This window comes from Bacillus sp. EKM202B (assembly GCF_011066025.1).
GTDB classification, from domain to species: Bacteria; Bacillota; Bacilli; order Bacillales; family Bacillaceae_G; genus Bacillus_A; species Bacillus_A toyonensis.
Map to the genome: position 1 here is coordinate 23931 of NZ_JAAMNK010000034.1, position 21170 is coordinate 45100.

Here is a 21170-nt window from a genome sequence, read left to right on the forward strand (position 1 = left end):
GTTGGGAGTGGACACACTATGACCATTCGTTACCCAAATGGAAAAAGGTACAATCAAGCTTCACTACCTCCTAAAACACCAATAAAAAAACATACTTATAGTAATAGAGGTATGTCCCTTGAAGAGGAATTAAATGAAACAAATCAATATTACTTAACCCATAATATTGCATGTGTACATAAAAAACCTACACCTCTTCAAATTGTAAAAGTAGATTACCCCGCTCGAAGTGCTGCAGTGGTAAAAGAAGCGTATTTTAAACAACCTTCTACAACGGATTACAACGGTGTATACAAAGGGAAATACATCGATTTTGAAGCGAAGGAAACAAAAAACAAAACTAGTTTCCCACTTCAAAACTTCCACCTTCATCAAATTGAACATATGAAGCAAGTAATTGCTCATAATGGAGTTGCATTTGTTATTATTAAATTTACACTTTTTGATGAATTTTATTTACTCGATGCGAAACATATTATTGCATTTTGGAACCGTCAAAATAATGGTGGGCGTAAGTCAATTACTAAAGAAGAAATAGAAGCGCATGGATCATTGTTATCATGCGGTTATCACCCTCGGATTGATTATATCCGTGTACTAGACACGGTTTATTTTTCGTGATAGAGTCATCACTAAGGCTCTTTTTTCGACTTTTGAGGGAGAGAATGAAAGGTAGGAGAAAGTATAATGTCAGATAATTATCGTTCTCGTACAGAACGAAATCATGCGAAAAATCAAACGGAAGAAACAAATAAAGAAAAAAAACCAAAGAAAAAAGGCTCCTTTTTCAAGAAGTTCCTTATAGGTTGTCTACTTCTTGGTATCGTTGGTCTCGTAGCTGGCGTTTCCGCTTTCTTTGTTATGGTAAAGGATGCTCCAAAATTAGACAAATCAAAACTTGTCAATCCTTTATCAACAAAGTTTCTTGATAAGGATGGGAAGTTTTTCTATGAATACGGTGCGGAAAAACGAACCCATGTTACTTACGATCAAATTCCAAAAGTAGTTGAAAATGCATTCCTTGCAACTGAGGATTCACGTTTCTATGACCATAATGGAATTGATTTTAAACGAACCACAAAAGCAGTTATGGAAAATGTCACTGGTGGTTTCGGTTCCCAAGGTGGTAGTACGATTACACAACAAGTAGTAAAAAACTATTTTCTAACGATGGAAAAAACCGCAAAACGAAAAGTGCAAGAATGGTACTTATCTTACAAATTAGAGCAACAATACTCTAAACATGAGATTTTAGAAATGTACTTAAATAAGATTAATCTAGGTAATCGCTCTTACGGTATTGCAACAGCGGCTCAAAAATATTATCAAAAAGATTTAAAGGACTTACAATTACATGAAGCTGCGATGCTCGCTGGCTTACCTCAAGGTCCTAACATTTATGATCCAACAAAACCAGAAAATGTTGAACGAGCAACAAATCGTCGTAATATTGTATTAACATTAATGAATCGACACGGCTATATAACAAAAGAAGAAATGAATAACGCAATAAAGATTCCTGTAACTGAGGGTCTAAAAAAATCAGAACTAACTGAAATGAAGTTTCAAGCATTTTTAGATGCTGTCGTAAAAGAAGTTGAAAAAGAATACCCTGATGTAAATATCGGTTCAGATGGTTTAACGATTCATACAACCCTTGATCGAGATGCTCAAGAGTACGCTGAACAAATTATGGATGGCAACCTCATTAAGTATCCAAACGATCAGTTCCAAGGATCATTTGTATTTATGGATACACAGTCTGGAGAAGTTCGAGCAATTGGTGCTGGGCGTAAAGAAAGTAAGTCTACTTTCAAAGGTCATAATATGGCTGTTGATTTAAAACGCCAAGTTGGTTCAACAATGAAACCAATTTTCGATTATGGTCCTGCAATTGAAAACCTTCAATGGTCTACTTATCATCAATTAAATGACTCTGAATATACTTACTCTGATGGCACAAAGATTAAAAATGCTACCGGTAATTTTAAAGGTGACGTTTCACTTCGTGAAGCATTGAAGAAGTCATTAAACATCCCGGCTTTAAAAACAGCTCAAGCAGTCGGTATTCCTAAGGCAAAAGAGTTTGCTGAAGGTTTAGGCATGACGTTTAAAGATGGGATAGCACATGAATCTACTGCAATCGGTAGTAATGAAAGCTCTCCGTTAGATGTCGCTGGGGCTTATGCAGCATTTGGAAATGACGGTGTATACAATAAACCTCATTTCGTTAAAGAAGTTATTTTCCCAGACGGAAAAAAGAAAAGCTTTAAACCGAAAGAACAACGTGCAATGCACGACCATACAGCTTACATGGTTACTGACGTTCTTCGTGACGTAGTAAAACCTGGTTCCGGCGGTACGGGGCCAACAGCATATGTTTCTGGCTTTGACGTTGCTGGTAAAACAGGAACACAAAACTTTGATGCAAAAGATATAAAAAAATATGGCATCCCAGCTGATGCTAACAGAGATAGCTGGTTCGCTGGATATACACCACAATATACGATGGCTGTGTGGACTGGTTACGAAAAGAATGGGCCAGAAAATTACATTAGCGATCGTTATACTAAAATTGCGCAACAAATGTTCCAAGTAATGATGAGCAAATTCGCTACAGATAAATCTCGTTTCGAACGCCCTTCTTCTGTACAAGAAATAAACGGCGAGTTATACGTAAAAGGTGCGAAAAAAGATGCAATTAAAGAAATTAAAGTAGATCCACCTAGTGGCCTTAATGTCGCTTTCGATGGCGCTAGTACAGTTACACTAAACTGGTCTGGCCCAACAGCAGTTGATGCTTATGCGGCAACTTATAAAGCTACAGACGGTTCTAGCGGTAGCTTATCAGTTAGCGGTACAACAGCTACTCTTGGTGGTATTAAGCCTGGTGTTACTTACAGCTTCTCTGTAGTAGCGAAAAAAGGTACTGGAACAAGTCCTGCAGTTGGTGCATCCTTCACTGCCCCTGGTGGAACTCCAGACGCTAAGAAAGCTGAGGAAGAGGCAGCCCAAAAGAAAGCCGAAGAAGAAGCTCAGAAAAAAGCTGATGAGGAAGCTCAGAAAAAAGCTAATGAAGATAAACTAAAACAAGAAGAAGCTCAGAAAAAGGCTGCTGAAGAACAGCGTAAACAACAAGAGCAAGAACAACAACGTAAACAACAAGAAGAGGCTCAAAAGAAAGCTGAAGAAGAAGCTAAGAAAAAAGCCGAAGAAGAAGCTAAGAAAAAAGCCGAAGAAGAAGCTAAGAAAAAAGCTGAAGAAGAGGCTCAAAAGAAAGCTGAAGAAGAGGCTAAGAAACAACAAAATACAGGTGAAGATACACCTCACGCAGACGGAAATGTTGTTACAACAGAGTCTTAATACAAAAAAAGAAGTCCTTTCTCTTAACGAGGAAAGGACTTCTTTTTTGTTATCATTTTCTTTACATATAACTTTTCTATTTCAATATACAACTGTGCTAACTGAATATAAGAATGATAATTATTTGGTTTCTTTATAATGAACGAATATCGCTCCATAAAATTAACTGGTTGTACTTCCAATTCACTCGTGTAATCTTCCATTTCATTCAAACTATGAACAGGTTGCTCATTTAGCCAATATACAATTGATAATAAATGTGCTGCAAAAAGAATCATCGGGCCTTCAGCTTCTTGTTTCTTTCTGTTTCGAAATAATGTGGCAATGTCTTCATGCTTATTTTTCCATACATTCAACATTACCGGAATACTGTTTTCAATTTCATTCCACGGCTCATATTGTCTTTCTATATCAAATATAAAGTAAGTATTTTGTATGATTTCTTCAAAAGATTGGTCTGTATGATACTTAATCGAATTTGCGTTTTTTTGAAAAAATGGTAAGTACCGAAATTCTTTCGGTACTCCTATAACTCGCTCCATCCTTTATTTCCCCTTCATTCGCTTCTTTCCTTCGCGACACACTTCTAGCAATCGACACTCTTCACATTGTGGTCGCTGCGCTTTACAGTGATAACGTCCAAAGAAAATCAAAAGGTGATGTGTAACGCCCCATTCATCCATCGGAATTTTCTTCATTAATGTTTTTTCGACTTCTAATACAGAGTCTTTCCATCTACAAATCGCTAATCGTTTGCTCACCCGCTCTACATGCGTATCGACAGCAATTGCCGGTATCCCAAATGCTACCGATACTACAACATTTGCTGTCTTCCGTCCTACACCAGGTAACTTCGTAAGCTCATCTCGATCTTTCGGCACTTCTCCATTGTAATCATCTAATAACATTCGGCACAATTTTTGAATATTTTTTGCTTTATTTCTATACAATCCAATAGAACGTATATCTTGTTGTAACTCTTCTAGAGAAACACTTAAATAATCTTCTGGTGTTTTATATTTTTGAAATAAATTTTTCGTCACTTTATTTACAAGTGCATCTGTACATTGTGCAGATAATGCCACTGCAATTACAAGTTCGAATGGATTATCATGAATCAATTCACAATGTGCTTCTGGATACATATCCGCCATTGTGTCTAAACAATAACGAATTTGCGTTTTATTTAACATATACTTCCTCCTACATTACTGCTCCAACCAATTATAAAAAGGCACTTTCCCAGTAAATTTCGTCTCTTGTGTTGTTACTTGTTGCGCTCGTTGCTGATTTGCTCTAAATTTCCGTCCTTGATTTTGAGCTTGATCTACTGTTTTAATTCCATTCTTTTTCCACTCAAATAAAATACGATCAATATATCGGAAGTTCAGCTTACCGCTCATCACAGCTTCTCGTAGAGCCGCTTGAATTAAATTCGGATGATGTTGATCTTGATCCTCCCACATTCCTAATGTTTCACATTCAAATGGAGAAAGTGGTCTTCCGAATTCTTTTTCAAATACTGTATATAAATTTACTTGCAGTTGTTTTTTTTCTTTTTGTTCTTCCTCTATTGATTCATTCATTAAGAAATGCAATATTTTTTCCCATAGCGGTTGTAAAGAATAACTTTCACACATCATCGCTTCTGATCTTTGTCCACCTTCTAGTGATAAAAAACCTTTTTGAATCAATGTTTGAATTACTTCCATACATTTCATTTCCGCTATTGTCATTCGTTCGGAAATCTCCGACGGAGTCGGAAACGAATTTCCCGATTCTAAAAATGTATGCACATGAAGTAAAACCATAAATTCCGTTTCATTTAACCCTAATTTTTTATAATGCATCATAAGTAATTTTGGAATCGCAATGCTTCCCTGTTCAAACCACTGTAACATCATTTTCTTTTTCATCACCAAACACCTCGTTCTCTAGTATAACACACCTTTCGCTATTTCTTTTTGCCACAATTCGTCAAAAAAACCTCCCTATTATATAGAGAGGTTTTTTATTCTATTAACGAAATATACAATTAAGCTTTCACTTTACTTTTCATAAACGTATGAATGCGTTCTAATGCTTTCTCTACTTGTTCAAGAGATGTCGCATATGATAAACGAACGTTATTTGGAGCCCCAAATCCTGTACCCGGCACAAGAGCAACTTTTTCCTCTTCTAATAAAGCTTTCGCCCACTCATCAACTGTATCATATCCTGATAAAGCTACAGCCTCTTTTACATTAGGAAATAAGTAAAAGGCGCCTTGCGGTTTAATACAAGTAAACCCAGGGATTTGAATTAATTTATCATAAATAATGTTTAATCTCTCTTCAAATGCTTGGCGCATTGTTTCTACAGGTTGTTGTGAGCCTGCATATGCCGCGATTGCGCCGTATTGAGCAATTGAAGTAGGGTTTGACGTACTATGACTCGCTAAGTTCGTCATCGCTTTAATCAGCTGCTTATTTCCAGCTGCATATCCAATACGCCATCCTGTCATAGAATGAGATTTAGATACACCATTAATAATTAGGGTTTGTTCTTTTAATGCATTAGAAAGCTGGGCAATTGAAGTATATTCCGCACCACCATAAATTAACTTCTCATAAATTTCATCTGAAACGATTAAAATGTTATGTTCTAAACATACTTCTCCAAGCTGTTGTAATTCTTCTTTGCTATAAATCATTCCTGTTGGATTGCTCGGTGAATTAATAATAACTGCTTTCGTTTTCTCTGTAATTGCCTCACGCAACTGCTTTGCTGTAATTTTGTACTCATTGTCTTCTAAACCTTCTACATAAACCGGATTACCGCCAGCAAGCTTTACTTGTTCTGGATAGCTTACCCAGTAAGGAGTTGGGATGATAACTTCATCTCCTTCATCAAGCAACACTTGGAATAATGTATATAATGCATGTTTTGCACCATTACATACAATAATTTCAGATGGATCATACTGAATTCCTTGATCGCGCGTAAATTTCTTCACAATTTCTTGTTTTAACGATTGTAATCCACCTGTTGGCGTATATTTCGTATGTCCTTCTAACATCGCTTTATGCGCAGCTTCCATAATATGCTCTGGTGTATTAAAGTCAGGTTCTCCTGCCCCTAATGCAATTACATCATGACCTTCTGCCTTTAACGCTTGTGCCTTTGCTGTAATTTCTAAAGTTGAAGACGGTGTTAAAGCAGCTACTCGCTTTGCTAATTTCATTTGTAGTTCCCCCTACATCTATTTTTGAGCGCTATATCGTCTTAAAAACGACCCATCTTTAAATTCAAGATAGTAGTAATTATAACGATTGTCATAATCAATATATGTAACTTCCCATAATGGTACTTCTACTGGTACACCATCTCTAATACCTTTTTCAAAGCCTAATTTCACTTTCAGAATTTCTTTCGGCTTTCTTTTTGATTCTTTATCGCCGACTTGTTCTATTGTTCTTTGTATAGCCTCTTTTTCGGAAATACCTTCACTCTTTTTCCTTACTACGGTATCCCCTTTTTTCTCAGGCACCCAAACGATAAGATGTTCTCCCTTTTCATCTGTACCCTGTACGACTGTATATGCAGCTTTTCCGTTGTAATAATCAACAGATGTCACTTTTGTAAGCTTTGCTTTTTCTTTAGCAATTTCTACAGATTTCGACTCTTTGGGAATTTTCTTATCCATCGCTTTATTATAAACATACGCCCCATATATTCCGCTAGCAACGATAACGATAATGATTGCAAAGATCCACTTTTTCATTGTATCACTACGTTCTGTAAATCGTAAATACAGCTGTTTCTTTGTCTTTTTCGTCTAATGCTAATCCGAACATGAGGTCCTGCTCTTTTAACGTACGATTCAAACTATCAACAATTTTATACAAATCTGACGAATATTTAATACGCGTCGTTGATAGTACTTCGATTTTCTTCTCCATGAAAAAACTCCTCCGTTACACAAAAATTTCTAATTATAGAAGAACGCAATGCGGTTACAATAAGAGTACATTCTTTACAACCCCTGCTTCATCACCCATCTATTATAGCAGGACATGTACAGCAAAAAAAGGTTTCAAGTCGAAAACCAATACATTTTGTATACAAGAAGTAAGAAAAATAAAATTCCTCCTACCCACATTTTTTACGCCTGAAGTTCATAAGTACTCCAGGCGTATTTTTCTTCCAATTTTTATTCATTTGACGGTTCTTCTAATTGCACCAACAACTCTTCTAACGGTCCTTCATAAAGAGGTACATTAGGAATTGATTGTAAAAATCTTTTTCCATAGGAAGAACTCGTCAATCGACGGTCTAACACTACTACCGTCCCCGTATCAGTATTCGTTCGAATTAAACGCCCAAATCCTTGTTTGAAACGTAATATTGCTTGCGGGAGCGCTAATTTTGCGAATACGTCCTCACCTTGATTTTTTAGCCATTCACCTTTCGCTTCCATCATCGGCTGATGAGGAGGTGTAAAAGGAAGACGGACAATGACAAGGCAACTCAAGGCATCTCCTGGAATATCGATTCCTTCCCAAAAACTGCTCGTGCCTAACAATATTGACTTGTCGAACTCTTGAAACTTTCGAATTAAGCGACTTCGACTCCTATTGTTTACACTTTGTGTTAATAATAGATAGCCTTCTAATTCATCATTACTTTTCAAATTCGCATACGCTTCTTTCAGCATTTCATACGAAGTGAATAAAACGAGCATTCTCCCTTTTGTAACTTTTGCTATCTTGGCAATATGTTCCGATACAGATTCAATATATTCCTCATTACTTACTCGCTTAATAAACGGTACATCCGTTGAAACCATTAATTTCATTTGTTTCTCATAATGGAATGGCGATTGAACCTGTAAAGTATTTGGAGCAAAATCATGTAAGCCAAGCTCTTCTTTTATATAGTCAAATGTATCGTTAACTGTTAATGTTGCAGATGTAAAGATAACACTCTTTTTTTCTGTTAAAAATTCATCAGCAAACCTTTCTCCAATATGAACTGGTTGCGCGTATAAAATGGTTGAATGAATCGTTCCTTTCGTCTCCGTCTCCATCCAAGTTACATATGCATTTTTTTCCAATATGAGCAACTGTAATGATTCTGCCATCTTTCTCAGTAACCCACTTAAATGCATAAATTCACCCGTAACAACATGCATTTCCCACTCTAACTTACTTTGCAATATATCTACTTGTTTCTCAAATATGGTCACTATTCTTCTTAATTCATATACAAAACGATTTGTTAACTCAACAATACTATCCCACAACTTACCTTGCTCTACTTCCGTGTTATATCGATAAATGAGCGGCATATTGTTTGTTCCTTGTTCTTGCTTTGTTTGTTTAAATATAAAAGTACGTAACATTTGGAATAGTTCATCCGCATCAAATTTAAGTTCCTTCAAACTATGGCTTATCATACGGAAAGTAGAACGAGATGCTTGCTCTGATTTTTTCATCATTTTATATACTTTAGAAAGCACATCATCCGTTTCTAGTGTACCAAGTCGAGATAAAATCAATTGAAAATACATACAAGAGAACTGCTCACCTAGTGTTCTACTCGCAGCTTCTTCAATATGATGAGCTTCATCAAAAATTATATGTTCACATGAAGAAAACAGTGGTTCTTCACTTGAAAAATCTTGAAATAATAATGCATGATTTGTAATAACGATATCTGCAAATAAAGCTTTATTTTTCACTCGCTGATAAAAGCATCGACTAAACCAATTACTTTGCATACCGCCCGGACTATACGCATCACTACAAATACGATTCCAAAGTAACTTTCCGCCCTCTGGAATATTTAATTCATCTCGGTCACCTGTTTCAGTTTTTAATAACCAAACTAAAATTTTCGCCTTCGTAAGTGCCATATCGTAATTTTTTTCTTCCTCTTGCAAAGCATATTCAAATTTATGTAAGCAAAGATAATGCTTTCTCCCTTTTAGAAGAGCTGTCTCAAATGAAAATGGCATTATTTTTTGCAATAACGGAATTTCTTTTTCAAGTATTTGTTGTTGAAGTTGTACCGTTTGTGTACTGATAACGACAGGTTCTTCTTTTTTATTCGCAAAATAAAGACTAGGAAGTAAATAAGCAAGAGTCTTTCCCGTCCCTGTACCTGCTTCAATAAGAGAAAAACGAGAATCTCTTAACGCCGTATATATCTCTTTCATCATCATTTGCTGACTTTCTCTTCTTTCAAACTTCGGCATATGTAATTCCAGTTTATCCATCGTTTTATTCAAGAAAGCATCAAATTTTAATGAATATGTTTCTCCAAGACTTAAGGAATAGTTCCGTTTTCTCAGTGCAATATTGCGATACACTTCATATTCCGCTTTTATTTCTTTACCATGCATTACTTTCTTTAAAATATTTTCAGAAAGCACATCAGCTATATCACTTTGGAAAACATCACTCAATTCATAAAGTGATTGTAATGTAACAAGTGGTAATTTTTCAATTTCATTTAAAAATTGTAAAAACAACTCTGCTGTCGCAAGAGCATCACTATCCGCACGATGTGGTTGATCGTGTTCGAGTTCATGTTTCTTAGCTAAATCACGTAATTTATAACTATCGGCTGTTGGCAAAAGAATTTGTGCCAATTCAACCGTATCGATTTTAGGACAATGTATTTCTGTATATCCAGCCTGCCTTAATTCTTCGTTTAAAAAATTCCAATCAAAGTGAACATTATGCGCAACGAAAGCGGCACCTTGTAATAGCTCAACAATCATCGGGGCTACATCTTGAAATAACGGGGCTTGTTTTACAAGACTTTCATCAATCCCTGTTAATTCTGTAATAAATACGGGAATCTCTCTCTTTGGGTTAACAAAAGATGAAAAAATTTCCAATATCTCTCCATCTTCTACTACAACAGCTGCAATTTGGGTAATTTTATCTTTCCCGTCTTTCCAGGAGTTTCCTGTCGTCTCTAAATCAACAACGACATAACGTTTACTCATATATGTAACACCTCAATTTCTTACCTTTCAAACAACAATAATTCATATAATGTTACTATACCACGTTTTATCTCATCTTAATGAAAAGATGCACAAAAAAGCTATCTCCTGATATAGAGATAGCTTTCCTCTTTTATAATATTGTACCAGCCTTTTCAGCACCTAACATTTCAACAATTTGATTTTGATCGTCTAACACTGCAATTTTTGGTTCTTGTTTATGAACCTCTTCTTCCGTAACTAAGCCATAACAAATTATAATTACTTTATCTCCCGGTTGTACAAGCCTTGCTGCAGCACCGTTTAAACAAATAACACCGCTACCGCGTTCGCCTTTAATAACATATGTCTCTAAGCGCGCACCGTTATTATTATTTACAATTTGAACTTTTTCGTTCTCTACAATATTTACTGCATCCATTAAATCTTCATCTATTGTAATACTACCTACATAGTTTAAATTTGCCTCCGTTACAGTTGCACGATGTAACTTTGCTCTCATCATTGTGCGAAACATAGATGCTCCCCCTTATTTAACCGTTAATGTTATATTGTCAATTAATCTTACATTTTCAAACTTAACTGCAATAGCTAAAATGATTCTTCCTTCCATTTCCCCTACTATTGCCAATGACGGATATGCATATAAATCCGCATAATCTACAGTACCTTTCGTATACGTCTCAATATGTTCTTTCACAAGATTTGTAATGATTTCTGAATTACGTTCGCCTGCCTCAATTCTTTCTTTCGCTATACATAGACTGCGGTATAAATGAGAAGCCTCTTCACGTTCTTCTTGTGATAAATACACATTACGAGAACTTTTTGCTAATCCATCTTCTTCTCTTACAATATCAACTGGTACGATCGTTACTGGAATATTGAAATCAGTTACAAATCCTTCAATTACAGCAACTTGTTGTGCATCTTTCATACCGAAATAAGCACGATTTGGCATTACAATATTAAATAATTTCATTAGTACAGTCGCAACTCCAGAAAAGTGACCAGGTCTTTGTTTTCCACATAATACGTCAGTACGCTTTACAACTTCTACTGTTGTTGTTTGTTCTGCCGGATACATTTCTTCTACACTCGGATAAAATAAATAATCCACACCGTTTTCTTTTGCTACACTTTCATCTCTCTCAATATCACGAGGGTATCGCTCTAAATCTTCGTTCGGCCCAAACTGTAGTGGGTTTACAAACACACTTAAAACTACAATTTCATTTTCTTCTCTTGCCTTGCGTAATAAAGTAGCATGCCCTTCATGTAAATACCCCATCGTTGGAACAAAACCAATATTCTTTCCACTTGTACGAAGTTCGCTCGTAATTTGCTGCATCTCTTGCACTGTAGTTATGATTTTCATTACTGTTTTCCCCCGTATAACGCTAAGCATTCTTCTTCTTTCATTGTGAACGAATGTTTCTCTTCAGGAAATTGCCCTGTCTTCACTTCAGCAACATATTGAGAAATCCCACGTACAATTTCCTCTTGAACAGACGTATACTGTTTTACGAATTTCGGAACACGATTTACCCCATATGAGATGAGATCATGATATACAAGAACTTGCCCATCTACTTTTTGTCCCGCTCCAATCCCTATTATTGGAATTGTTAATTGCTTCGAAATTAATTCTGCTAACTGCATTGGCACACATTCTAACACAAGTGCTATCGCACCAGCTTCCTCACATTTCTTTGCATCGTCTATTAATTTCTTTGCACTTTCAGCATCTTTTCCTTGCACTTTATATCCACCCAATACTCCCACAGATTGAGGAGTTAAACCTAAATGCGCTACGACAGGAATTCCTGCATTCGTTAAATAATGAATCGTTGATATAACTTCTCCAGCACCTTCTACTTTTAGTGCATGTGCTCCGCTCTCTTGAACGATGCGGCGTGCATTCACCATCGTTTCTTGTAACGATATGTGATAAGACATAAACGGCATATCAGTTACAATAAATGTTTCTTTCGCTCCGCGGCGTACAGCTTTCGTATGATGAATCATATCCTCTACTGTTACAGGTACTGTTGAATCATATCCGAGTACAACCATCCCAAGAGAATCTCCAACTAAAATCATATCGACTTCAGCTTCTTCTGCTAATTTAGCAGAAGGATAATCATACGCCGTTAGCATCGTAATCGGCTCACCTTGCTCTTTCATCTTCAAAAAATCTGTTTTTGTTTTCAAAAACTACTCCTCCTTTATACAGGAGAGAGGCGATGGCCGAAATCATATAAAAAACCCCTCTGGCCATAAAAGGGCAGAAGGGTTGTGTGTTAGTCGGCATTATTCATCCCTCTGTCCCAGTCCGTTATTGGATCAAGGCAGAATCCAAGTTATTATTTTTTGTACTGCTTCGAATCATGGTGCAGTTCGCTCTGATACTGCCCACATTCGAACTAATTATAGCAAAGTACAAAAAGAAATTACTACATTTTTTTGAAAAAATAATTTTTTATTTCCATTACGGTATGTGAAATTTAACTAGATAGTGTATATGCTATATAGTTTTTACAGAGAATTCAGTCCTAAAAAATAAGTGGGTGTGTTTCCCCTACATACCTTACAACTCCAAGTTAATTTCTTTTGTAATCCATTTAAATGCAAAAAATTGATTTAAAGATACTGATATTTTATTTGACTGTATAGTATAAGCCTAAAACTAATGATGCAGGTTAATTGAAGAAAAGCACTTAGAAAAGGAGAATTGCGAATGTCTATGAACAAGTGGTTATTTCCATTACTCGGTTTGTTTGTAATGATTGTGAGTGTGATAACTTTAGATTCCATCAACGTAGTTGCCTCAGCTAACGTCGTAACACAACCTATTGAGTCAACGAAAGTGATTGAAGTCGAACTTAACGATGATTACTTTAATCCGAATGTCATCACTATTCCGATTGAAGAAACAACAACATTGTTATTAAAAAATAAAGGTAAGAACGAGCACACCTTTACAGTGAAAAAACTCGGAATTGACGTCGTAGTTGAGTCAGGAAAAGAAAAAAACATTACCGTAAAACCTAAAAATACTGGTACATATGAATTAATATGTAGATACCATCTCCTTAAAGGAATGGAAGGAAAAGTAATAATCAAATAATAAGCAGCGCTAATCGAACGTTACTCTACATACAACTTAAGTTGTAAAAAGTGTATTGTCACATTACAAAGCCTACTCAAAAATGTTGAAATAAAAAAGAAGTTCCAAAAAAGGAACTTCTTTTACTTCATTTCGATATCCGCAGAATGAATATGATGTATTTTCCCTTCATGGTCCTCCAGAAGCAATACACCCTCTTCTGTAATCCCTTTTGCTAGCCCCGTAATCGTCTGTCTCATCGTTCGGGCAGTAATTTCTTTCCCGATGCTCACAGCGTAACTTTCCCAAAGAATTTTAATTACAGAGAAACCATTTTGTAAATACTCTTCATATAGTTTTTCTAGTTGTAAAAAGATTTGTTGCATAAGTTCCGCACGAACAATTGGCTTACCTGATTCAATCGCTAAAGAAGTGGCAATTTGCTGAATTTCCTCATCAAAATGTTCTTGTTTTTGATTCGCATTAATACCAATTCCCATAATGACAGCATTGATTTTATCAGGATCCGCTTGCATTTCTGTTAATATACCTACAGCCTTTTTACCTTGAATTAAAATATCATTCGGCCATTTAATTCCTACATTTACACCTGTGCATTTTTCAATTGCTTGTGCAACGCTAACAGCCGCTAGCAGAGTGAGCTGCGGGGCATGATGAACCGGGATCGATGGACGCAAAATAATACTCATCCAAATTCCTGTTCCTTTTGGCGAATGCCACTTTCTACTTAAACGGCCTCTACCTGCAGTTTGCTCTTCCGCAACGACAATTGTTCCCTCTTCTACTCCTTCATAAGCAAGTTTTGCTGCAATATACTGAGTAGATTCAACTGATTCTTCAAAATAAACCGTTCTACCGATACGCTCTGTTTGTAATCCTAACTGAATTTCATTAGCAGTTACTTTGTCTGGCTTACCCGCAATGCGGTAACCTAATCGACGCACAGCTTCAAGTTCATATCCCTCATTCCGAAGGTCCTCCATATGTTTCCACACAGCGGTTCTTGAACAACCAAGTTTATCACTAATCGTTTGGCCAGATACAAACTCTCCATCCGCTTCAGAAAAAACTTGCAACAACTGCTTTCTTATAGTAGATTGCATCTTTGCAGCCACTCCCTTATACTCTCTTTCTCATTAACTACATTTCCTTGTACGATCGCTTCTTCGATTTTTTGAAGCATTTCAGCAACCCACGGACCAGGCTTTTTATTCGCCCAGTTTAATAGATCATTCCCACTTACATTCATTTCTTGACGACCCTTGATTGGCAATGCATGAAATATTGATTGTACTCGTTTAACAGATGTAGGGTTATAGTTTTCAATCATCGCTTCATATACTCTCTCTGCCATTTCAGCGATATGAATTCCCGTTTTATAAAGAAGGACTGTATCCCAATCCTTCTCCTTTCTCGTACGAATTGTTAATAAAACTGCGACAATATCTTTTATTTTTTTATTCGAAAACTTCCATTGACGTAAAAATACAGATGGATGCTCTTCTCCGATACAATATAAGAAAAATGCCCATGCCTCAATGTCTGTTTCAAAAGAATCCCATTTATACTGCGTAGCTTTTAACAGTCTCTCTTCTGACATTTGTAAATAGGGCAAATGAGAAAATAACTTCGTCTCTACTAATTCTTTGAGGCCCTTCACACAATAGGTACCAGTTAACAGTTTCTCAAACTCTACTGTGATGCGCTCAATTGCTATATGTTCTAGCAAGTGTCCATACGTTTCAATCGCTTGCTTCGTTTTCGTTTCTAAAGAAAACCCTAACGTACTTACAAACCGAATGCCACGCATCATTCTTAGTGCGTCTTCTTGAAAACGATTCGCTGCATTTCCAACTGTCACAATTTCTCTCTTTTGAATCGCTTCCTGCCCAGCAAATAAATCCACCATTTCGCCTTCTTCTGTCATGGCAATCGCATTCATTGTGAAATCACGACGTTTTAAATCCTCTTCTAATGAACGAACAAATTGAACACTACTAGGTCTTCGAAAATCTTCATATTCGCTTTCTGTTCGAAAAGTGGTTACCTCATAAGGTTCACCATTTTCTACAACAATTACAGTTCCATGCTCAAGACCAACAGGAACATGTCTTGGGAATATATCCATTACTTCTTCTGGTAAAGCAGATGTCGCAATATCAATATCTCCAATCGGCCTATTGATAATAAGATCTCGTACGCTCCCACCAACAAAATAAGCCTCATGTCCTTGTTGTTTTAATATCTCAATAATAGAACTAGCTTTTTTAAATCTTTCCATTTTTTTCATCCCTTAGTATGTCATAGTAAATTGCTTCATATTGTGAGACGATTTTTTCTGAGCGGAACTGCTCATAAACACTTTCTCTTGCTCGCTCTCCCATATTACGGTGAAGCTCTTCATTCTTTAATAGCTGAATGGCTTGATTGGCCACACCTGTTGTATCGCCAACTTCACATAAATATCCTGTTTCACCATGTTGAATGACTTCTGGAATACCTCCAACCCTTGTTCCGATACAAGGTACACCACACGCCATCGCTTCTAATAAAACAAGACCAAAACTTTCCTTCTCTGATAGAAGCAACATTAAATCACTCATCGCAAGCAGTTCTGCAACATTATCTTGCTTCCCTAGGAATAAAACGCGATCTTCAATATGTAAATTCTTCACTATCTGTAAAATTGTACAAAATTCTGGTCCGTCTCCAACAAGAAGCAATTTCGCATCAACTTCTTTAGCAACTTTAGCAAATGCCTGAACAACATCCTGCACACGTTTCACTTTACGGAAATTTGAAATGTGAATAAGTACCTTTTCACTCTCACTTATACCGTATTCTTTCTTTAATTGAGACATATTACGCTTGAAATATACACGTTCGTCTATAAAGTTATATACCGTTTGAATGTCTTTATTTGGTTTTACAAGCTCATGCGTTTCGTCAATTAATGAATGCGAGACAGCAGTAACAACATCAGACTGCTCAATACCAAAACGAATTAAATTATTTAACGAAGGGTCGGAACCTAACACAGTAATATCTGTTCCATGCAAGGTTGTAACAATTTTAATACGCTCTCCAATCATTTGTTTCGCTAAATAAGCACAAATTGCATGTGGTATTGCGTAATGCACATGTAAAATATCAAGACTTTCTCTTTGTGCAACCTCTGCCATTTTACTCGCTAATGCTAAATCATATGGTGGATATTGAAATACAGAGTATTGATTCACCGTCACTTCATGAAAATAAATGTTTGGATACACTTTATTTAATCGAAATGGTAAACCCGATGTAATAAAATGAATTTCATGCCCGCGTTCCGCCAATTGCTTTCCTAATTCTGTTCCAACAACTCCAGAACCACCTACAGAAGGATAACATGTAATACCTATTTTTAATTTCATTTACATCCCCCTATTAAATCAGCATGTAATAAAACCGGTTTCTTACTCATAAATCCTTCGGCATACAAGACTCCAACTTCTTTCCCAAACATCTTCTCACGAGCGACCACAGTTTCAACGTAACCCTCTGTTAACGGCGTCTTAACACCATCACTCCCTGTTGAAAACTGACTTTCATACGCTTCTAATGCTTCCACTTTTTGCGATAGGTACTCACTAATATCTATACAAAAATTCGGTTTATGAAAACCATTAATCATATAATTATAAAAAGACTCCACACGATGTGGTGGAAGTTCTGGCATATATTTACGGATTCCTGCTGAAAAAATAGCCTCTTCCACAAGCTTTGCACAATTTGCATGATCTGGATGACGATCTTCATAATATGGTGCAAAAACGAGTTTTGGTTTATATGTACGGATTACCTTTACAATTTCACGTATAAACTCTTCTTTCATATACAAGCCACGATCTGGCATCGCTAAATTCAGTCTCGTTTTTACTCCCATTATACGAGCTGCGGTCTTTGCTTCTTCTTTTCTCAACTCTATCGTTCCATTTGAAGAAAGGTCAGCTTCTGTTAAATCACAAATACCTACTTCAAACCCTTGCTTCGTATATTTTGCAATGGTACCCGCCATACCGATTTCAACATCATCGGCATGAGCACCAAACGCTAATATATGTAATCCACTCATAATTGTTCCCCTCATTTTCTTAACTTGCGATAATCTAAATCCCCTCGTTCTAATGCGTGCATTAACATTTCAGCACTTGCCATGTTCGTTGCAAGTGGAATCGCATATACATCACATAAACGAAGTAATGCATTTACATCTGGTTCATGCGGCTGAGCAGTTAGTGGATCTCGGAAAAAAATCACCATATCCATATCGTTTTTTGCAATCATGGCACCGATTTCTTGATCGCCACCAAGAGGACCCGACTGATATCTTGTTACATCTAAGCCAGTTGCCTCCATAATGCGAAGTCCTGTCGTTCCTGTTGCAAATAATTCATGTTTTTCAAAAATCGGTTTATATGCGTACGCAAACGAAACCATGTCATTTTTCTTTTTGTCATGTGCGATTAAGGCAATTTTCATCCGTTTTTCTCCCCTTTAGTCGATAATGTTTTCTAAACCGTACACAAGATGATCAATGTTCATTACTGTTTCAATTGATAGTTTTACACCTGACATAAATGATGCACGATTGAATGAATCGTGGCGAACCGTTAACATTTGTCCATCCCCGCCGAACATTACTTCTTGGTGTGCAATAAGTCCTGGTAAACGTACACTATGAATGTGAATACCGTCTACATTTGCACCACGAGCACCTTCTAGTTGCTCTACTTCGTTTGGATGACCTTGCTGCTTTGATTCACGATTTTGACGAATTAATTCTACTGTTTTGACAGCTGTACCAGATGGTGCATCTAATTTTTGATCATGGTGTAATTCAATTACTTCAACGTCTTGGAAGTACTTCGCTGCCATTTGTGAAAATTTCATCATAAGAACTGCACCAATTGCAAAGTTTGGAGCGATAATTGTTCCTACTTTATTTTCTTTTGCATTTTCTGTTAATTGCTTTAGTTCTTCTTCCGTAAATCCAGTTGTACCAATAACAGATCGAAGTCCACGTTCAACTGCAAGTGTCACATGTTTCTTTCCAACTTCTGGTGTTGTTAAATCTAATAATACATCTGCTTCCACTTCATCTAAACAAGTATGTAAATCTGCGTAAATCGGTGTATCTAACATCGGCATACCAGGTAAGTCTGAAATCTTTTCTCCAGCGTGCTTATAGTCTACTGCTGCTACTAAATTGAAATGTTCTGTTCTTTCCATAAGAAGGACTGCTTCATGTCCCATACGTCCTCTTGGTCCAGCGATAATTACTTTAATTTCTTTCATTATTCTTTCTCTCCCTCATCAATGCGTGTCCAGCGATCTTTATCACGTGTATTAAATTTTTCCATTACAATGTTATGCGCTGTTTCTAAATCAATATTTAAACTATTTGCCATACAAATCATAACAAACAATACATCTCCAAGCTCTTCTTCAATACTACGTTCTGTTTCAGTTGTTTTCTTCGGTTTCTCACCATAGTAATGGTTTACTTCCCTCGCAAGCTCTCCCATTTCTTCCGTTAAACGAGCCATCATTGCAAGCGGACTGAAATAACCTTCTTTAAACTGACCAATATATGCATCTACTTCTTTCTGCATATCTTTCATCGTTTTTGCTTCCATACTAATCACCTCTAATCCTTCCTCTTTCATGTTAGCCAATTCATCGCGATTTGACAAATATTATTCCCCGCCAAACACCTATTTGCGACCCTTTTTTGGATAGACTATAATGAAGTGAAACTTTCTTTTGCGGTTTTGGCAAAAGATCAGCTAAAATCAATTGTTTTTTTATAGCCTTCACTATTTTTATTAACAACTAGAAATTACTTATCATTATGTTTTACCGTTTCAGCGGAGCAATGCAATCTACATAATTAGGGGGATTTCTATATGACATCAAGTTTGAAGATTCGAAATATCATTTTCATTTTAATCGGTTCCGCTATTTTTTCTTTCGGTATTGTGAATATCAATATTGAAAATCACCTTGCAGAAGGTGGATTTACCGGTATTACACTATTATTGTATTTTCTATTTAAGTTTGACCCTTCTTATTCAAACTTAATTTTAAATATCCCTATATTTTTTATTGGTTGGAAGTTACTTGGAAGAACGACATTTATCTATACACTAATCGGCACATTCAGCGTATCTTTATTTCTATGGATTTTTCAGCGTTACGACGTTCTTAACTTACATTTAAACTTACAAAATGATATGACACTCGCGGCTTTATTCGCCGGGGCATTTATCGGTATCGGTCTTGGCATAATATTTAAATATGGGGGGACTACTGGCGGTGTAGATATTATCGCAAGACTCGCTCATAAATATGTTGGCTGGAGTATGGGGAAAACAATGTTTATGTTTGATGCTATCGTCATTATCGTCTCTATTCTTACCTATTTATCATACCGCGAAGGCATGTATACGTTAGTTGCTGTTTTTATCGGAGCGAAAGTCATTGACTTTATGCAAGAAGGAGCCTATGCGGCAAAAGGAGCAACTATTATCTCAGATAAAAACGATGAAATTGCTGCCCAAATTTTATCTGACATGGAGCGCGGAGCAACCTTTTTAAAAGCTGTTGGATCGTATACGAAAGTGGAACGGAACGTATTGTATTGCGTTGTCGCTAAAAATGAAATCGTGAAATTAAAAAATATTATTACTTCTGTAGATCCTCATGCCTTTGTTGCTGTAAGTGACGTACATGATGTAGTTGGTGAAGGTTTTACATTAGATGAAAATAAAAATCCGTTACATAATTAAATTCAACTAGAAAAGCTCTTTAGCTTTTCTAGTTTTTTATTACATATCTTTTAAGCTTCTCCCAATCCTCATAAATAAGCTCCAACAAACTCCGATTATAAAAAATAGAAGCTGGATGAAAGGTCGGAAAAATAGAATATTCTTTTTCTGTCCATACAAATTCTGTACAGCAACTATCTTTCAATTGTTGCACGGGTTGTTTTAACAATTCTCCATGAACATCTGTAATTTTATGATTTTTACCGACTAAACGCTGTAATGCAATATTACCAAGCGTAACGATAACAGGAGGGTCTATATGTTCCAACTCATAATCTAATAAAGGTGCATGAGCAAGTATTTCTCCTTGATTTGGTGTTCTATTATACTTTTTCTGTATTTTTTCGCCATTTCGTTCTTTTTTCTCTCGCCATTTATATGGCCTACTCCGGACCGCACTCGTAATATATACTTCTTCCCTTGTAACATGAATACGTTCTAAAAACTCCATTAAATGTTTTCCAGCTCTACCGCTAAACGGAATCCCATTATGAATTTCTGTTTCACCAGGTGCTTCACCAACGAGCATAATTTTTGGGTTTCCAGGGCCTTGTCCACTTAGAAAACCTTCTAGCTGATACGAAGTACTACGCTCTTTCACTTGCTTTACTATATGGTCTGGATATTCCATTATCTCCCCCTCATCGTATGCTACTTAATGATGATTTCCCTACAATATTTCTTTCATTTTATCCTGTCCATTTATTACAGATAATAAAAAAAGACTATCAAAATTGAACTGAACCCAAAAAATTAGACAAATATATTAAGCAGCTACTAAGGATTGAACTCTGTATTGCACAGGGGACAA

Annotated in this window: 22 protein-coding genes; 4 read left to right on the forward strand and 18 right to left on the reverse strand. The window is 36.3% G+C overall.

Annotated elements, in window-relative coordinates:
- Positions 1-18: 18 nt before the first annotated feature.
- Together recU and G9F74_RS25435 are read left to right on the forward strand one after the other, a co-directional pair.
- Positions 19-621 (forward strand): Holliday junction resolvase RecU, encoded by a 603-nt coding sequence (recU, locus tag G9F74_RS25430; protein WP_000155587.1) that lies wholly within the window; start codon positions 19-21, stop codon positions 619-621.
- Between the two features lie 66 nt (positions 622-687).
- Positions 688-3363 carry a PBP1A family penicillin-binding protein gene (locus G9F74_RS25435; protein ID WP_016108088.1) on the forward strand — a complete coding sequence of 892 codons (2676 nt, stop codon included), beginning with the start codon at positions 688-690 and terminating at the stop codon, positions 3361-3363.
- A 23-nt stretch (positions 3364-3386) separates the two neighbouring features.
- Here the strand turns inward: G9F74_RS25435 and G9F74_RS25440 are convergent, their stop codons facing one another.
- The 10 genes from G9F74_RS25440 to panB form a co-directional block, all read right to left on the reverse strand.
- Positions 3387-3905 carry a YpoC family protein gene (locus G9F74_RS25440; protein ID WP_000442696.1) on the reverse strand — a complete coding sequence of 173 codons (519 nt, stop codon included), beginning with the start codon at positions 3903-3905 and terminating at the stop codon, positions 3387-3389.
- A 3-nt stretch (positions 3906-3908) separates the two neighbouring features.
- Positions 3909-4556, reverse strand: coding sequence for an endonuclease III (nth, locus tag G9F74_RS25445; protein WP_016108087.1), 648 nt, complete (start codon positions 4554-4556; stop codon positions 3909-3911).
- Positions 4557-4571: 15 nt separating this feature from the next.
- Positions 4572-5279 carry a DNA replication protein DnaD gene (dnaD, locus tag G9F74_RS25450; protein ID WP_000728536.1) on the reverse strand — a complete coding sequence of 236 codons (708 nt, stop codon included), beginning with the start codon at positions 5277-5279 and terminating at the stop codon, positions 4572-4574.
- Positions 5280-5398: 119 nt separating this feature from the next.
- Positions 5399-6586 carry an aspartate transaminase AspB gene (aspB, locus tag G9F74_RS25455; protein ID WP_000761566.1) on the reverse strand — a complete coding sequence of 396 codons (1188 nt, stop codon included), beginning with the start codon at positions 6584-6586 and terminating at the stop codon, positions 5399-5401.
- 18 nt (positions 6587-6604) lie between these two features.
- A complete protein-coding gene (locus G9F74_RS25460) occupies positions 6605-7126 on the reverse strand; it encodes a cell wall elongation regulator TseB-like domain-containing protein (RefSeq protein WP_000758736.1) in 522 nt (173 codons plus the stop codon).
- Between the two features lie 7 nt (positions 7127-7133).
- A complete protein-coding gene (locus G9F74_RS25465) occupies positions 7134-7304 on the reverse strand; it encodes a YpmA family protein (protein ID WP_000412179.1) in 171 nt (56 codons plus the stop codon).
- Positions 7305-7555: 251 nt separating this feature from the next.
- Positions 7556-10360 carry an ATP-dependent DNA helicase DinG gene (gene dinG, locus G9F74_RS25470; protein WP_016108086.1) on the reverse strand — a complete coding sequence of 935 codons (2805 nt, stop codon included), beginning with the start codon at positions 10358-10360 and terminating at the stop codon, positions 7556-7558.
- A gap of 133 nt (positions 10361-10493) precedes the next feature.
- Positions 10494-10877: an aspartate 1-decarboxylase gene (gene panD / locus G9F74_RS25475; protein WP_000490175.1), complete on the reverse strand. Its 384-nt coding sequence runs from the start codon at positions 10875-10877 to the stop codon at positions 10494-10496.
- Between the two features lie 12 nt (positions 10878-10889).
- Positions 10890-11738 carry a pantoate--beta-alanine ligase gene (gene panC / locus G9F74_RS25480; protein WP_000692376.1) on the reverse strand — a complete coding sequence of 283 codons (849 nt, stop codon included), beginning with the start codon at positions 11736-11738 and terminating at the stop codon, positions 10890-10892.
- Positions 11738-12574 carry a 3-methyl-2-oxobutanoate hydroxymethyltransferase gene (gene panB, locus G9F74_RS25485; RefSeq protein WP_000851101.1) on the reverse strand — a complete coding sequence of 279 codons (837 nt, stop codon included), beginning with the start codon at positions 12572-12574 and terminating at the stop codon, positions 11738-11740. Before panB ends, panC begins: the two co-directional genes overlap by 1 nt.
- A 526-nt stretch (positions 12575-13100) precedes the next feature.
- Here panB and G9F74_RS25490 point away from each other — a divergent pair.
- A complete protein-coding gene (locus G9F74_RS25490) occupies positions 13101-13490 on the forward strand; it encodes a cupredoxin domain-containing protein (protein WP_000062349.1) in 390 nt (129 codons plus the stop codon).
- A gap of 122 nt (positions 13491-13612) precedes the next feature.
- Here G9F74_RS25490 and G9F74_RS25495 read toward each other — a convergent pair whose 3' ends face one another.
- From G9F74_RS25495 to G9F74_RS25525, 7 genes are read right to left on the reverse strand one after another with little or no spacing between them, the layout of a single operon-like run.
- A complete protein-coding gene (locus tag G9F74_RS25495) occupies positions 13613-14593 on the reverse strand; it encodes a biotin--[acetyl-CoA-carboxylase] ligase (protein ID WP_016108085.1) in 981 nt (326 codons plus the stop codon).
- Complete coding sequence (locus G9F74_RS25500) at positions 14578-15771, reverse strand: CCA tRNA nucleotidyltransferase (RefSeq protein ID WP_131202358.1); 1194 nt, start codon at positions 15769-15771, stop codon at positions 14578-14580. Before G9F74_RS25500 ends, G9F74_RS25495 begins: the two co-directional genes overlap by 16 nt.
- Entirely contained in the window at positions 15758-16903 is a 1146-nt protein-coding gene (gene bshA, locus G9F74_RS25505) for an N-acetyl-alpha-D-glucosaminyl L-malate synthase BshA (protein WP_016108083.1), read from the reverse strand. The genes G9F74_RS25500 and bshA overlap by 14 nt, the downstream gene beginning before the upstream one ends.
- Positions 16900-17604 (reverse strand): bacillithiol biosynthesis deacetylase BshB1, encoded by a 705-nt coding sequence (bshB1, locus tag G9F74_RS25510; RefSeq protein ID WP_000015658.1) that lies wholly within the window; start codon positions 17602-17604, stop codon positions 16900-16902. The genes bshA and bshB1 overlap by 4 nt, the downstream gene beginning before the upstream one ends.
- A gap of 11 nt (positions 17605-17615) precedes the next feature.
- A complete protein-coding gene (locus tag G9F74_RS25515) occupies positions 17616-18011 on the reverse strand; it encodes a methylglyoxal synthase (RefSeq protein ID WP_000684758.1) in 396 nt (131 codons plus the stop codon).
- A gap of 15 nt (positions 18012-18026) precedes the next feature.
- Positions 18027-18827 carry a dihydrodipicolinate reductase gene (gene dapB / locus G9F74_RS25520; RefSeq protein ID WP_000658795.1) on the reverse strand — a complete coding sequence of 267 codons (801 nt, stop codon included), beginning with the start codon at positions 18825-18827 and terminating at the stop codon, positions 18027-18029.
- The gene (locus tag G9F74_RS25525) at positions 18827-19168 is read right to left on the reverse strand and encodes a nucleotide pyrophosphohydrolase (protein ID WP_044810165.1); all 342 of its coding nucleotides are present in this window, start codon (positions 19166-19168) and stop codon (positions 18827-18829) included. The genes dapB and G9F74_RS25525 overlap by 1 nt, the downstream gene beginning before the upstream one ends.
- 270 nt (positions 19169-19438) lie before the next feature.
- Here G9F74_RS25525 and G9F74_RS25530 point away from each other — a divergent pair, with 270 nt between their 5' ends.
- Positions 19439-20320, forward strand: a complete 882-nt coding sequence (locus G9F74_RS25530) for a YitT family protein (protein ID WP_000204285.1) — start codon at positions 19439-19441, stop codon at positions 20318-20320.
- Between the two features lie 28 nt (positions 20321-20348).
- Here the strand turns inward: G9F74_RS25530 and G9F74_RS25535 are convergent, their stop codons facing one another.
- The gene (locus tag G9F74_RS25535) at positions 20349-20990 is read right to left on the reverse strand and encodes a uracil-DNA glycosylase (protein WP_000456302.1); all 642 of its coding nucleotides are present in this window, start codon (positions 20988-20990) and stop codon (positions 20349-20351) included.
- Between the last annotated feature and the right edge of the window lie 180 nt (positions 20991-21170).